Origin of the sequence: Pontibacter sp. 13R65, from assembly GCF_047525655.1 — a bacterium.
In the GTDB taxonomy this organism is placed as follows: Bacteria; Bacteroidota; Bacteroidia; order Cytophagales; family Hymenobacteraceae; genus Pontibacter.
Genome location: NZ_JBLIQL010000004.1, coordinates 262961 through 276672, shown reverse-complemented (window position 1 = coordinate 276672; position 13712 = coordinate 262961). Strand labels below are relative to the sequence as shown.

General features: G+C 46.5%; 13 protein-coding genes. 7 read left to right on the top strand and 6 right to left on the bottom strand.

What is annotated here, in order from left to right:
• Positions 1 to 170 precede the first annotated feature (170 nt).
• On the top strand, positions 171 to 2063 hold the full coding sequence (gene serA / locus ACMA1I_RS07225; protein WP_337067626.1) for a phosphoglycerate dehydrogenase: 1893 nt from the start codon (positions 171 to 173) through the stop codon (positions 2061 to 2063).
• A gap of 102 nt (positions 2064 to 2165) precedes the next feature.
• Positions 2166 to 3254, top strand: coding sequence for an aminotransferase class V-fold PLP-dependent enzyme (locus ACMA1I_RS07220; protein WP_337067625.1), 1089 nt, complete (start codon positions 2166 to 2168; stop codon positions 3252 to 3254).
• A 166-nt stretch (positions 3255 to 3420) separates the two neighbouring features.
• Here ACMA1I_RS07220 and ACMA1I_RS07215 read toward each other — a convergent pair whose 3' ends face one another.
• Together ACMA1I_RS07215 and ACMA1I_RS07210 are read right to left on the bottom strand one after the other, a co-directional pair.
• Positions 3421 to 3708: a hypothetical protein gene (locus tag ACMA1I_RS07215; protein ID WP_337067624.1), complete on the bottom strand. Its 288-nt coding sequence runs from the start codon at positions 3706 to 3708 to the stop codon at positions 3421 to 3423.
• Between the two features lie 127 nt (positions 3709 to 3835).
• Positions 3836 to 4366 (bottom strand): hypothetical protein, encoded by a 531-nt coding sequence (locus ACMA1I_RS07210; protein ID WP_337067623.1) that lies wholly within the window; start codon positions 4364 to 4366, stop codon positions 3836 to 3838.
• 179 nt (positions 4367 to 4545) lie between these two features.
• Here ACMA1I_RS07210 and ACMA1I_RS07205 point away from each other — a divergent pair, with 179 nt between their 5' ends.
• Positions 4546 to 4893 carry an iron-sulfur cluster assembly accessory protein gene (locus ACMA1I_RS07205; protein ID WP_337067622.1) on the top strand — a complete coding sequence of 116 codons (348 nt, stop codon included), beginning with the start codon at positions 4546 to 4548 and terminating at the stop codon, positions 4891 to 4893.
• A 103-nt stretch (positions 4894 to 4996) separates the two neighbouring features.
• Here ACMA1I_RS07205 and ACMA1I_RS07200 read toward each other — a convergent pair whose 3' ends face one another.
• The 3 genes from ACMA1I_RS07200 to ACMA1I_RS07190 form a co-directional block, all read right to left on the bottom strand.
• Complete coding sequence (locus tag ACMA1I_RS07200; RefSeq protein WP_337067621.1) at positions 4997 to 5878, bottom strand: ChaN family lipoprotein; 882 nt, start codon at positions 5876 to 5878, stop codon at positions 4997 to 4999.
• 232 nt (positions 5879 to 6110) lie between these two features.
• Positions 6111 to 6887, bottom strand: coding sequence for an ion transporter (locus tag ACMA1I_RS07195; RefSeq protein WP_337067620.1), 777 nt, complete (start codon positions 6885 to 6887; stop codon positions 6111 to 6113).
• Between the two features lie 132 nt (positions 6888 to 7019).
• Complete coding sequence (locus tag ACMA1I_RS07190) at positions 7020 to 9728, bottom strand: hypothetical protein (RefSeq protein ID WP_337067619.1); 2709 nt, start codon at positions 9726 to 9728, stop codon at positions 7020 to 7022.
• A gap of 240 nt (positions 9729 to 9968) precedes the next feature.
• On the opposite strand from ACMA1I_RS07190, the gene ACMA1I_RS07185 reads away from it, so the two are divergent.
• Positions 9969 to 10853 (top strand): universal stress protein, encoded by an 885-nt coding sequence (locus ACMA1I_RS07185; protein WP_337067618.1) that lies wholly within the window; start codon positions 9969 to 9971, stop codon positions 10851 to 10853.
• Between the two features lie 9 nt (positions 10854 to 10862).
• Here the strand turns inward: ACMA1I_RS07185 and ACMA1I_RS07180 are convergent, their stop codons facing one another.
• The gene (locus tag ACMA1I_RS07180) at positions 10863 to 11750 is read right to left on the bottom strand and encodes a hypothetical protein (RefSeq protein ID WP_337067617.1); all 888 of its coding nucleotides are present in this window, start codon (positions 11748 to 11750) and stop codon (positions 10863 to 10865) included.
• Between the two features lie 156 nt (positions 11751 to 11906).
• On the opposite strand from ACMA1I_RS07180, the gene ACMA1I_RS07175 reads away from it, so the two are divergent.
• From ACMA1I_RS07175 to ACMA1I_RS07165, 3 genes are all read left to right on the top strand, one after another.
• Positions 11907 to 12554, top strand: coding sequence for a hypothetical protein (locus ACMA1I_RS07175; RefSeq protein WP_337067616.1), 648 nt, complete (start codon positions 11907 to 11909; stop codon positions 12552 to 12554).
• 177 nt (positions 12555 to 12731) lie between these two features.
• Complete coding sequence (gene dtd / locus ACMA1I_RS07170) at positions 12732 to 13184, top strand: D-aminoacyl-tRNA deacylase (protein WP_337067615.1); 453 nt, start codon at positions 12732 to 12734, stop codon at positions 13182 to 13184.
• A gap of 73 nt (positions 13185 to 13257) precedes the next feature.
• The gene (locus ACMA1I_RS07165) at positions 13258 to 13593 is read left to right on the top strand and encodes a nucleotide pyrophosphohydrolase (protein WP_337067614.1); all 336 of its coding nucleotides are present in this window, start codon (positions 13258 to 13260) and stop codon (positions 13591 to 13593) included.
• Positions 13594 to 13712 lie beyond the last annotated feature (119 nt).

The window sequence follows — 13712 nt, the reverse complement described above, 5'->3', positions numbered from 1 at the left end:
TCGTAGCCGGATTTTTTTATCTACTATATTTACAGCCTATTAGCCCCTTAGGCCTAATAATAATATCTGCCATAACCGGCACCCATGTTCCCGACACCCTCAGGAGCACACTAACCAGGGAAAGGCAGCTTGTAATAACCCTTAACAAAAAAGGAAACAGCCTAATTTTTATGAGTAAAGACAAATACTTCATCATTGATTTCGACAGTACATTTACACAGGTAGAAGCATTAGATGAGTTAGGAGAAATTACCCTGCAGGATGATGAGAATAAAGATCAGATCCTGACAGAAATTAAGAACATCACCAACAGTGCCATGGATGGCAACAGCTCCTTTACGGCGGGCCTGTCCAGACGTTTGTCTTTACTCCGGGCAAATCAGAAGCACCTGAACCCACTTATAGCGCGCTTAAAAAATAAGGTTTCGCTTTCTATTAGTCGTAACAAGCAATTCTTTGATGAGTTTGCCGACAACATTTATATTGTTTCCAGTGGGTTTAAAGAATTCATTACTCCTATTGTAACAGAATACGGCATAAAAGAAGAAAACATTTATGCCAACACCTTCACCTACGACGAGCATGGCAACATTATAGGTTTTGATGAGACCAATGTGCTCTGCCTGGACAAAGGGAAAATTAAGCTTCTGGAAAACCTTGCCCTTGAAGGCGATGTGTATGTGCTTGGAGATGGCTATACCGACTACGAAATCAAAGAAGCCGGTCTTGCCAATAAGTTCTATGCGTTTACCGAAAACATCAGCCGCGACAATGTAGTGGCCAAGGCCGAACATATTGCGCCCAGCCTAGATGAGTTTCTTTACCAGAATAAACTACCCATGGCTATTTCTTATCCTAAAAACCGTATAAGCGTGCTGCTGCTCGAAAACATCCACCCGAAAGCAGTGGAGCTGTTTAAGCTTGAAGGTTACCAGGTAGAAATTATGGCTGGAGCCTTGAGCGAAGACGAACTTTGTGAGCGCATCAAAAATGTATCTATTCTCGGCATTCGTTCTAAGACCCACGTTACCAAGCGTGTGTTGGAGCATGCCAATAAACTCATGTGCGTTGGCGCCTTCTGCATCGGTACAAATCAGATCGATCTTCCGGCCTGTACTGAAGCCGGTGTAGCCGTATTTAACGCCCCTTACAGCAATACGCGCAGTGTAGTAGAGCTTGCCATTGGCCAGATTATTATGCTGAACCGCAACATTACCGAGAAGAGCATAAAAATGCACAGAGGCGAATGGGACAAGTCAGCACATGGCAGCTTTGAGGTTCGCGACAAAAAGCTCGGCATTGTAGGTTATGGCAACATTGGTTCTCAACTCTCTGTACTGGCTGAGGCCATGGGCATGGAGGTATACTACTACGACATTGTGGAGAAACTGCAGCTTGGTAACGCCCGCAAATGTACTTCTCTGAAGCAATTACTCGAGATTGCCGATATCGTGAGCTTGCACGTAGATGGCCGCCCTTACAACAAAAATATGTTTGGAGTGGATGAGTTTGCAGCCATGAAAGAGGGTGCTATCTTTCTGAACCTGAGCCGCGGCCATGTGGTAGATATTCAGGCCCTGGTAGATGCCATTAAGTCTGGAAAAGTAAAAGGTGCCGCTGTAGATGTGTTCCCGGAAGAGCCTGCTACCAACAATGAAGAGTTTGTGAGTGAGCTGAGAGGCTTACCCAATGTAATCCTGACACCGCATATTGGCGGCAGCACCAGCGAGGCCCAGGAAAACATTGCGAACTTTGTTCCGAACCGCATCATGGACTATATTAACTCGGGCAACACGTACCAAAGCGTGAACTTCCCGAACATACAATTGCCGGAGCTTAACAATGCGCACCGCCTCATTCACCTGCACGCTAACGTGCCGGGCGTGTTGGCCAGCATCAACAGCGTACTCGCCAGCAACCATGTAAACATATTAGGGCAGTACCTTAAAACGAACGAGCAAATCGGTTACGTAATCACCGACATAGACAAAGCCTACGACAAAGAACTGATTAACGAGTTGAAGAGCATTGCTGCTACCATCAAGTTCAGAATTCTATACTAATAATGGTTGAATTGCTGAATGTTTAAATTGTTGTTCCTCAAAATTTATTTGATATCAACAGTTTAACCGTTTAACAATTAAGCCATTGAGCCATTAAATAAAATGACAAACAAAGTCTTTTTTACACCCGGTCCTTCTGAGCTTTACCCTACCGTGCCGCAGCATATGGCAGCGGCTATGGCTAACAAAATCGGAAGTATTTCGCACCGCAGTCAGCAGTTTAAAGATATTTATGCACATGCTGTTACAGGTTTGCGCGAGTTGCTGCAACTCCCTGATAATTTTGAAATTCTGCTGCTTTCGTCGGCCAACGAAATCTGGGAACGTGCTATTCAGAACACTGTAGAGCAGGAAAGTTTCCATTTAGTAAACGGGTCTTTTTCAAAACGCTTCTTTGAAATTTCGAAGGAACTGGGGCGAAAAGCTACCAAACACGAGGTACCGTTTGGCGAAGGTTTTGAAGTAGACACCATTGAAGTGCCTGCCACTGCCGAGCTGGTGGCCCTGGTGCAGAACGAGACAAGTTCTGGTGCCTCCCTGCCTGTAGCCGCTATTAACGCGCTTCGAGAGAAAGTAGGCCCCGAGCCGCTGTTCTTTGTAGACGCAGTGTCATCGATGCCGCACCCTGCTTTCGATTACAGCAAAATAGATTCTGTTTATTTTTCGGTACAGAAGTGCTTTGGCTTGCCGGCAGGCCTTGGTGTCTGGATTTTAAACGAGCGTTGCATAGCTAAAGCAGAGGCGCTGCAGGCAAAAGGACTCTCTTTAGGTTCGTACCACAGCATTCCGTCGCTGCTGCCGAAGGCAAAAGCTTTTCAGACTCCGGAAACACCAAACGTGCTGAACATTTACCTGCTGGGCCATGTGGTGGAGGAGATGAACAAAAAAGGTGTAGCCACGCTGCGTCAGGAAACAGAAGCTAAAGCCAAGTTAATCTACGACTATATAGCAACGAGCCAAAATTTTGAGGTGGCGGTACAAAAAGAAGCCCATCGCTCCGTTACCACCATTATTGCCAACACCAAAATACCTGCCTCGGATGTAATTAAACGCCTTGCTCCTTTCGATATGGCAGTAGGCAGTGGGTACGGCAGCTATAAAGAGAGCCAGATCCGGATCGCTAATTTCCCGGCACACTCCGTAAGCCAGGTGCAGGCGCTGGTATACAAGCTGCAGGAATTGATCGGGTAAGATTAAGATAATAGAAAAGTTATAAGGCAGGAAGCTGGCAATCGAGGTTGCTGGCTTTCTGTTTTTATGGCAAGCTATTCTGAGCAAGTAAATATACTTCTCCTAGCCCTAAGCTTAGTAAGCCCTTTGGAAGCCCTGGAAGGCCATTTTCATCAGAATAATTGTGCTAGGCCTGCTCAGTATCCTTAGCAGCCAAAAGCTCCTGATACATTTTCTCATGCTTCTTATAAGACCAGAGGCCATACCACACACCTACAGAAGTATACACTATTATTTGAAGACCAAACTGCACCACGTCTATATCAGGTAATTTAAGGTCAATAGTCCATAGATAGGCCAATATAGCTATAAACAGTGGCCAAACTCCTGCCAAGGCAACATACTTCCGTTTATGCTCCCGCCTCTTTTTCCAGTAGGTCAAAAACTTTCTGTTTCTTTCTTCAAGTCGGTTCATAGCCATAGATGCTAATATTTACATCAAATTACTCTAATGAAAATGGCCTTGCAGAGGCTTTTTAGAGGCACAAGGCATAAGGTACCTCACAACTAACCACAACTCTTTAACTTTTTACCTTTCTAACTTAGAAAACTTCCTTCATTTCCTGCTTTACGGCATGTATGGCGGCAGCTGTAGGATCTACATCCGATACCAGAATAGTTTCCAGTATACGCTTGGCAAGGTCGGTGCCACGGGAATTTTCAGGTAACTCATGGTACATGCGGTTCACCAGATTTACCACTTCTTCGCGGGTCTGCTTTACCTGTTGCCACACCGTATCGCTCATGTACACTTGCTGCGACATGTTGTGGTTAAACTCATTCCGGATTTCGGATAGCAACACCTGGTGGTATTCTGCGGCTGTCAGCCCCTGACTGCTTACACGCAGCAGCATGTTAGCTGGTGTTATCCGTTCCAGCAGTAACACCACCCGCTCATAGGCATGCAGGCGCACTGGCAAGGTAATGGCATCTTTGCTCAGTCGCACACCCAGCATCCGGATCTGGCGCATATTTTTAAGGTGTTTCTCCAACATAATCAGGAACCACACAATTACTGCAGTAAGCAGCAAAAAAGGCAAAATTGAGAAAAATATGCTCATAAAATTCATCATGCTTTCTGTTTTCTGATGTTGTTTCAGACACTAAAGGTTCTAAATATCGCAAAATTTTAATTAACTGGCAGGAATCATTTTCTACCCCCAAACGTTTACTTTAACATAGAGTGCCACTTCAGAAAAGAAATTATTTAGTATATTTCTATAAATTTGCACTTCAGATAATTTCAGATAATATGACAACAGATACAAAAACAGCACCCATCTCGCTTACAGATAAAGCTTTGGCTGAGGTTAGAAATATAATGCAGGAAAAAAATGTACCAGCAGAATATGGCCTGCGTGTTGGTGTGCAGGGCGGCGGCTGCTCCGGCATGTCTTATCTTTTAGGCTTCGACAAGGCAAAAGACTCAGATGAAATCTATAATGTAGATGGCGTAAACCTGATAATGGATAAGAAACATGCCATGTATGTGCTCGGTATGCAGGTAGATTTTCAGGATGGCTTAAATGCACGTGGCTTTACTTTTAGCAACCCACAGGCAAAAAGCACCTGCGGTTGCGGTACTTCTTTCTCCGCCTAAGAAAAAACCCTTCTTTCAAAAACAGGAAAGCCCGGCTATAAAGCCGGGCTTTCCTGTTTTTACTCAGCACTAATGCTTCCTCACAAAGTTTGCTTTCTAAAAGTCAAAAAGTTCTGGTCATACTGCTGGGCACCACCAATATAAAGTCTGCCTTTTGCTGATGCTCCTTTTGTAACTTGCTTAAATCGTCTTGCAGCACAGTGGTAATAGTCAGCACCTCCAGGTCAGGTTGCGCCTGTTTCAGGTACCATCCTATTCCCTCGAAGTTATCGGAATGATAGGCACCGTTTAAGTGCAGTAGCCTGTGCTCTTGCTGCACCTGTTGCAAGATAAAATGCGCCATGGTGGCATCTTTAAGCGCCTGCGCCTGCACAATATGCTCGGCCTTGGTGTTGCCGTGGGTATTGCTGCCAAACATGGAGAGCATGTTTTTGTAACCCGACAGGCTCATATCTACCGCCACCGGCAAGGGCGCAAAGTATCTCTGTCCATTATCAGAAACCTTCTCCAGAGCTACCAGTCCCCCACCCGATACCATGGCTGCATACCGCCTGGGCACATTGGTAGCCACCACCGGCACCCCATTATCTTTGGCAAACCGAATAACTGGCTTGTAATCTGTTTTATAGTTGGGCCACGGCCTGGCCTCCTGCTCAAAGTTATTTTCCGGCACCTGCCCGGCCAGATATTCGTTTAGTACCAGTTGCACATCTGCCTCAAACATTTCTGCCCCAATGGCGAATTTTCCCTGATGTGCTTTATTCAGGTCTTTTGCCACTTCCAGCTGCAGCCAATGCGCAATAGGGTCGTTGTGCTGCTCCCCAAACAGCACCACCTGCGTCTTCTGCAGGCTAGCCAGCATTTTATTGTATTCAAGCGGTTTACCTTCTTTAGAAAAAAGCCGGTAAGCAGGTTTATCCTTGCTTTGGGCTGTGGCAGCAGTAGTAACCAGGAACAGGAGCGATACAAGCAGGAGCTTTTCCATATTTATAAGAATCAGGGGGTGCAGGTTTTTAATTTATCTCTCTTCCAGAATAAAATAGAAACCTAGTGCAAAGAGGCACAATTTTTATTTGATGAGGGCCTACCCCGTTGTATAGTTTAATTTAGTCGGGCCAGTTCTGATATGCTTTATAGTTTATAAAATATAGAACGCCAGGTAAGGAAAGAAATTTCAGCAAATTTGTTTTGAACAGAATATGCTTTACAAATAGTCTTTATTTTCCACAGTGCGGGCAGGCACCTTCCTGGTAAATTTCTTTGCCCAGATTTTCTGAGAAGCCTGATGCCAGAATACCTGCAGGTAGCGCAAACAATCCTATTCCCAACACTGCTATTATACCTCCCAGTAATTTTCCGAGTGGTGTTAGCGGGTATATATCGCCGTAACCTACTGTGGTAAGTGTGGCAATGCTCCACCACATGGTTTCGGGTATACTTGCAAAAGCATCTGGCTGCGCTTCGTTTTCTACATAGTACATGATGGTGGAGGTGAATAGCAGCAGAAAAAAGGTAAAGACAATAGAGAGGAGCAGCTCTTCCCGTTTGTCGTCCAGCACCTTCTGGATCACACGCAAAGCATTTACGTAGCGCGCTATTTTAAATAACCGGAACAAACGAAACAGGCGCATCATCCGGATAATTCTTAAATCTACTCCTAAAAAAGGCAGAAAGAAAGGCAGAATAGCCAGCAGATCAATAACAGCAAAGGGTGTAAAGGCGTAGCGAATGTTCCCAATAACCGGCTGTCTGAATTTATCGTTCTCGTTTGCGGTCCAGAGCCGGAGCACGTATTCTAAGGTGAAGATAACAATAGAGAAAAGCTCAAACCTCTCGAAGAGCGTTTGGTATTGCCGCCTGATAGGTTCTACTGACTCCAGCACAATAGCCACAACGTTTAAAGAAATAAGTGCTATCAGAAAAAGATCTACCCACCAGCTTGCGTCTCCTTTCTTTTTAGCAACACTTAGTAAATAATAAATCTGTTTTCTCATTTTTTAGCTTGCTGCGGCACTTGCCATACCCATTTCCAAGACTGGAGCTGTAGTCCTGCATGTACCAGACAATGGATTTCCTAAGCTGTATCCATCAGCTTACGCGCGCTTCCGGCTCAAGATAATAAAACGCTACAACCTAAAGCTCATTTTTTTCAGCTCCCTTCTGAAAACTTTAAACAGAGTATAGCGCTCCGTAGATTCGTTGTAGGAAATAGTAACAGGTTGCTGGCTCGACAAGGCCCTGTTACCGATAAGCTCAGCTCTGAAGTCGTAGAGGTAGGTTTTCTGAGGGCCAGTTTCGGTTACAGCATAGATTTTACGATCTCCTCCAAAATGAAAGTATTGTGTAAGTTTAGGTGCCGACGTAACGTATTGCTTCTCGAAGAGCTGTTTCAGGTCCTGGTCAAAAAAAGCGACCCGCCCCTGGTCCTGCCGCACAATTACAAACGATTTTTCGCGGTTATCGGGTACCAGTTCAAACATAGCGCTTTTGGTTGGCCTCAGTAGTTGCTCCCGGCTCCGCACCTGTCCTTGCAGATTAAACACCACCACTTCGCCATAGCGGGTTACCACCGTTACCTCTGATTTGCGCAGGTCACCTGCCAGTCTGGCAAAGCCTGCAGAAGTAATAGGTGCCCGCAAACTAAACGGAAACCCTGGGAATGGATCGCCATTTCGATTTAGGGCATAGATGTAGCCATTTTCCAGCAGAATAAGAATAACATCGCGGTTGCCAATGCTCAGGTGCTGTGGCGTAGCTGCCAGCCTGTAGTCGAGGCGGCGTGGCTGCCAGCCTTCTATGGCATTGCCTCGCATATCATACATATACAGGTTGCCCATGTTATCGTCGGCGAGCAGGCGGTAATTGCCATTGTTTTCGTAATCGAAAACGGCCAGGTGCTGTATCCGCAGCGAGTCGCCTACATTAAAAGGAAAATGCTCCAGCTGGTTCCCCTGCCCATTTATGGCATGAATACGACGTGCTGTGGCAAACACATAATGCACCTTTTTATCTGGCCCATATTCTATCTGTCGCACCTGCCCCCTGATATCGCTGCCAAGCGAATCGCTCCAGCCTTTGCTGCCACTGGCTGTTACCAGGTGCAGTTTGTTCAGCGAATCGAGCACAACCACCTCGCGGCTTCTGTCGGTCGCGTTCTGGATGGGGTACGGCATAGAAACCAAACGCGTATCGAAGGGCACAACGGCCAGCTCCTCAAATCCTGAATTGCCCTGCTCGTTGCTATCTAACCTCCTGAAGAGCAAACTAGTATAATACTGCTTCTCTACCTTGGCAAACTGTAGGCTTACCTGGTTAAAGCGCCGGATCAGGGAGGCCTGTTGCAGCAAGGCGTCACGGGCATCTTCAGATACATACTTGCTCATAACATACCAGGCATTTACCGTATTCAGAAACAAGCTGAAATTGGCTTCTTGCAGCGTCTCCTCCAAGAACATTTTCTGGTTCACGGATTTTCCCCAGACATTGTCGGAGCTTATATCATCCAACACACCTCGCATGGTGCTTATTTCATCTGTAAACAGCAAATAGTTATCTAGCTGCACGACATAGCTCTGCTCAAAACCACCAAATAGTTTTCCGAAAAGCTGCTCCGGCAGTTCAGGTATGTTTAGTTGCTCTATGGTGTAGTTGCCGTGTTTTTCGGTGTGGGAGCTAAGTTTACGGGCAGTATTTACTTGGTTGCTCAATTTACGGAGCAGCCTCATGGTAAGCTCCGTATTGGCTGACTGGGCAAACACTACTTTTTCGGGCTTGGAGTTGATGTTGTAGGCTTCCAGGTAAGTGAGTGCCACCTCCTGCCTGAAGGTAAGGGCAAGGCTATCGAGGGTGGTCGCGTAAATGGTGCCCTTGGCCCGGGGTAATTCCCTTAACCGCGATACCTGCGCCGCCCCGAAATGAAACATCACCGCCGTGCGGTTTGGCAGAAACTTTTTAACCTGCAGCGGCTTGGGTACATCCGGCTTCAATCGGTTTTGGAAAGAGTCCTTCAGGTCTTCGGGATTGGAAAAACCGTTCAGAAATATCTTGTTCTGTTCCAGCTTCAGCTCCAGCATGCCATTTCGGCAAAGGCTCGTGAGGTAACGGACCTGGGGCATAAGGTCGTTGCTTACAAAGAGCCCCAGCAGTTCTGGCAGGCTTCGGTAGTTTACCAGCACGTTGGCATATACATCGGGCTGCGAAAGGTAATTAATGCTTTTAAAATCAGCGGCAATGGAGGTGGGTTTTCCCCGGTTTATCCTGCGCACAATTTCCTCTATCAGCACAGGCGAAGGACTCAGAATGATGTTGTTATGATATGAAAAGTAGGTAAAGCTGTTTCCTGTGGCCGTATTCTGTATGTCGGTTAGCAAAAACCCCTGGTACTCGCGCGACTCATCTTTAAATACGTTGGTTCTGTTTATATTTTCGGTGAGCGTGCGCAGAAACCGGTGCTCCCCCACGGTATTTACCGGTACATAAAAAACATACTGCAGCTCCGACCTACCCACCACATGCACCGAGGTTAGAATCTCTTTTTTATCGAGGAACCGGGTAAGGCGTTCTATTCCGGGAGAAATGCTATCGAGCCAGGCAATACTCTCCTCCAGCCGATTAGCAGCAGGTAGCATGGTATAACTTTCCCACAGTTCCGTTGCCTGCAGGTGTTCTACCAAAGCCGTATGGTTATTGGTTTCCAGAACAAAAGCGGCATTTTCAGGCACTAGCGTCCACAGGTCTACTTTCGACTGCGAATCTTTCCAACGGTGAAAACCATAATAGGCCAACGATGCCAGCAGCACAAATCCAAAGAAATAAAATACAAATCGTTTCGCCATTTTGAAGCGGTGTCAGGCTACAATATTATGAAAAAATATAAAAAGTAGCAGGCGCCGTCGCAGATAACCTATTCTGCAGGAGCTAAAAACATTTATGAAAGCAGTAACTAAGCAAAACAATTGCAGCAGGCTAACTGGTCCTGCACTAGCCTTTGTTGCTCAACTGTAACTAACGGAGTAGCAGAACAGCACCTTACAACAGCAGCCTCGTATACAGAACCCAACACTAACCAGCACCAGATGTTTAAGATATTACTACCCATAGATTTTTCTGATAGTACCGATGCGGCCTGCCAATACGCTCTGGAACTGGCTAAAGGGGTGCCTGAGGCCCAACTGCTGCTGCTACATTGCTTCCAGGACTACCTGGCCGATGCCGACCCGGTATTGCCCACCGCCGACGATCTGACAGCTTCTGAGGTCATAACAGAACAGGTGCTGCACCGTAACGAAATAGAGGCGCAACAGCAACTCGATGAGCTTTATCATCGGTTGGCCGCAAAAGTGAGGCATGCAGGCAACCATATTAAGCTAGAGCGTACATTTATCAGTGGTTTTCCGGAGGATGAGATTCTGGCACAAGCCGGACGCTACAAGCCTTCGCTTGTTATAATGGGTACCAAAGGCCATAAAGACCTTTCGCGATCTCTGTTCGGCACTATTACCACCAAAGTGCTGGGAGAGCTTAAAGTGCCTCTGCTCACGGTGCCGCAGGAGTACAATGGCAGCCCGATCAGAAAAGTACTGTACGCCACCGATTTCGACAACACAGACGTAACGGCCATTAAGACGGTATTGGAGCTGCTTGCTCCGTTTCAGGCCAGCGCCTATTGTGTGCACATTTCGTCTGATGACCAGGAGCATGACAGGGAGAAACTACAGAAGCTCCAGGAGCAACTTCGCGAAAACATATCGGCCGGCAATATACAGTTCGTGCTGCTCGAAGGCGATGATATTGCCAAAACCCTGCATGACTTTGTGCGGCAGGAAAAAATAAACCTACTCGCCCTTACCAACCGCGAACGAAATCTGCTCGACAGCATTCTGCACCCCAGCCTGGCAAAAAAAATGGTGCTAACGGCAGAGGTGCCTCTCCTGGTGTTTCACAACAACAGCAAATATTAATAAGGGGCGCTAAGGCAGCAATAGCTTTTGTCGTAGCGCCTCATAATACCGTTCTGTTGCACCTACCTCCATCGACAGGAACAGGAAAGGCTCGATCAATTCTAGCTCCATCAGCACCAGTTCGTTGTCTTGAACGACCCCATCTACGCGGGCATAAAGGCAGTCCGTGGCAAACCGGTCGGCAATGGCCTGTGCAGTGGCCAGCAGTGCGGCAGGCGGTGTGGGCGTATGCACCGACCCTCCCAGGTAGTGTTGCACCCTGAAATCGCCAGGCTTGGCTGTTTTTAAAACAGCATGGCTATACTGGCCACCAAAAAACAGAAAAGACCATTCGCCACCGGTATTTATCTCGTTAAGGAAAGGCTGCGCCAGAAAGCCTTCTTCCTGGAGCAGCTCATTTAGCCTGGAAGCATGGGCTCCAGCCTGGCTCCTGGAAATGGCAAATGTGTTTTTTGCGCCTCCGCTTACGCGCGGCTTTACAATTATTTTGTCGGCTTGTAATTGTGCAAAAACAGCGTCAGCGTCGAAGCTTTGGCCTTTGTCGATCCAGTAAGACGGCACTACCTTTACCCCCTGCTGCGCCAGATCTTTAAAATAAATCTTATCGGCATTCCATCGTAAAATTTTTACGGGGTTTAGCACCGGTCGCCCTGCCTTTTCCAGCTTCTGTAGCCAGGCATAAAACGCTTCTATTTTATCGAAGTAATCCCAGGGAGATTTTATGATAATGGCGCTAAAAACGCTCCAATCTATGTTTTCATCGTCCCAAACCTGGAAAGAAACCGCAAGGCCTTTGTCTTTTAAAAACTGAATCAAACGTTCATCTTCGCTGTCGGCGTTATTGGTGTAAACGCCAAGGCTCTCACAAGTTACAAGCGCTATTTGTTGTGTTGTCATTATTGTTGATATTTGCTAAAAAATAACTCCTTACCTCTCCAGATCGACTAAATGTAATAAATTCTGAACGAAATCATATAAGGCTAGAACTTTTAGAGGTGCTAATCTCGTATGTAAGTAAGGTATCGTCTCACGCCCCATTTCCTAGCCTATAACATGTTTCAGTTTTTTCACAACAGCCTTCGCTGCCCGTTCAGACCTTCTGTACGGCTGTTTCTGCTGTTGTTTCTGTTCAGTTCGTTTTCAGGGGCGTGCAGCACCGAAACAGCCGATCAGGAAGCGGCCTTGGAGGAACGTGCCGTAGAAGTAAAAGTCGATACGCTGAAAGCTAAACGTGCTCCTGCCAAGTCGCCAGTACAGATCGATTTTTTAGGAAACCCTTTTATGGCCGACTATAACCAGAGCCGTAAATTAGATGCTTACTTTGCCAAAATTAACAGCGATTTTACGGTAGACGCTGAGCCAATTCAGAACATACACAAAGCCGACATTACCGATACGATTTACATTATCAGGTTCGGCACTTCCATGATCGAGCTCTATGCCCCCACGCAAACCGGTGATCTGTTGCTGCAGGTAGCCGATATTCAGGGCAATGGCATATCGCTCCGCAACAATATGAAGGTAGGTATGAGCCAGCCTGAGCTCATGAACAAGCTCAAAACTTTCGATGTCCGCATTCTGCAGACCAATGCCGAAATTGTCGCCACCTCCACCACTACCGACGGTGCTCCTGCTGCCATACGCTTTCTGCTGAAAAACGGGAAAGTGAGCCGCATCCGGTACGAGGGCTATGTAGATTAATTTTTGAATTTTGAATGACTGATGGGGTAAATAGGAATTATGCTATTCATACCCTTGACTTTAAATTGTTAACAATCCTTTGGAAGGCTGTTTTTATTAGAATAATTGGGCTGCAGCATAAAATTTCAGAACTTGGATTGAAATTCATTCATTCCATCGAAATTCAAACTTTAAACCATGCGCATTGTTATTCAGCGGGTAACACAGGCTTCCGTAGAAATTGAAAATAAGATAAAAGGCCAGATCGGACACGGGCTACTGCTGCTGGCAGGCTTCACGCCCGACGACACCGAAGAAGACTTGAAATGGACAGCTGGCAAAGTAGCTCAGTTGCGTATTTTTAACGACACAGAAGGTAAAATGAACCTGAGCGTGCAGGATGTGCAAGGTGATATATTAGCCATTAGTCAGTTTACGCTGTATGCCAGCACCCGCAAAGGCAACCGCCCATCTTATACCAATGCTGCTCCGCCTGCTCTGGCCATCCCGCTTTACGATCGGTTTGTGCAGCTCCTGGAGCAGGCTCTTGGCAAACCCGTACAAACAGGCGAGTTTGGTGCCGACATGAAAGTAGCCCTCCTGAATGACGGCCCGGTTACCATTACTATTGATTCTAAAAACAGAGAATAGCATGCAGAGCGAAAGACAGAGGGTGCAGCTGCTGTCTTTTTTGCTTTTAGTTAAACCCATAACTAAACCACTCATGACACTCAGCGAAGCGCAACAACTGGTAGACAACTGGATTAAAGAGAACGGCGTCAGGTATTTTAATGAGCTTACCAACATGGCCATTCTAACAGAAGAAGTAGGTGAGGTTGCCCGTATTATCAGCCGCCAGTATGGTGAACAGTCGTTTAAAGAGAGCGACAAAGGAAAGCAGCTGTCCGACGAGTTAGCCGATGTGCTGTTCGTGCTGATTTGCCTGGCCAACCAAACCGGTATTGACTTAACAGAAGCTCTGCAAAAAAACCTCGAAAAGAAAACCTCCCGCGACAGCAACCGCCACAAACAAAATGAGAAGCTGAAAGGAGAAGGCTAATCAAGCCCTACTCCTTTCCAAAGGCAAAACACCTCCGGAAGGCCTTTCTCATTAGAAGAATTTGCAAAAAGGAGAGGCTGCCTTTTGTGGAACAGCCTCTTCTTTATTACTCGCTCTAA

Excerpts from the sequence above, each read along its gene's own strand:
- ACMA1I_RS07200 (WP_337067621.1), bottom strand. The coding sequence starts at position 5,878 with ATGGAAAAGCTCCTGCTTGTATCGCTCCTGTTCCTGGTTACTACTGCT.
- ACMA1I_RS07185 (WP_337067618.1), top strand. The coding sequence starts at position 9,969 with ATGTTTAAGATATTACTACCCATAGATTTTTCTGATAGTACCGATGCG.
- ACMA1I_RS07215 (WP_337067624.1), bottom strand. The coding sequence starts at position 3,708 with ATGAACCGACTTGAAGAAAGAAACAGAAAGTTTTTGACCTACTGGAAA.
- dtd (WP_337067615.1), top strand. The coding sequence starts at position 12,732 with ATGCGCATTGTTATTCAGCGGGTAACACAGGCTTCCGTAGAAATTGAA.
- ACMA1I_RS07190 (WP_337067619.1), bottom strand. The coding sequence starts at position 9,728 with ATGGCGAAACGATTTGTATTTTATTTCTTTGGATTTGTGCTGCTGGCA.
- ACMA1I_RS07195 (WP_337067620.1), bottom strand. The coding sequence starts at position 6,887 with ATGAGAAAACAGATTTATTATTTACTAAGTGTTGCTAAAAAGAAAGGA.
- ACMA1I_RS07165 (WP_337067614.1), top strand. The coding sequence starts at position 13,258 with ATGACACTCAGCGAAGCGCAACAACTGGTAGACAACTGGATTAAAGAG.
- ACMA1I_RS07210 (WP_337067623.1), bottom strand. The coding sequence starts at position 4,366 with ATGATGAATTTTATGAGCATATTTTTCTCAATTTTGCCTTTTTTGCTG.
- ACMA1I_RS07205 (WP_337067622.1), top strand. The coding sequence starts at position 4,546 with ATGACAACAGATACAAAAACAGCACCCATCTCGCTTACAGATAAAGCT.
- serA (WP_337067626.1), top strand. The coding sequence starts at position 171 with ATGAGTAAAGACAAATACTTCATCATTGATTTCGACAGTACATTTACA.
- ACMA1I_RS07180 (WP_337067617.1), bottom strand. The coding sequence starts at position 11,750 with ATGACAACACAACAAATAGCGCTTGTAACTTGTGAGAGCCTTGGCGTT.
- ACMA1I_RS07175 (WP_337067616.1), top strand. The coding sequence starts at position 11,907 with ATGTTTCAGTTTTTTCACAACAGCCTTCGCTGCCCGTTCAGACCTTCT.
- ACMA1I_RS07220 (WP_337067625.1), top strand. The coding sequence starts at position 2,166 with ATGACAAACAAAGTCTTTTTTACACCCGGTCCTTCTGAGCTTTACCCT.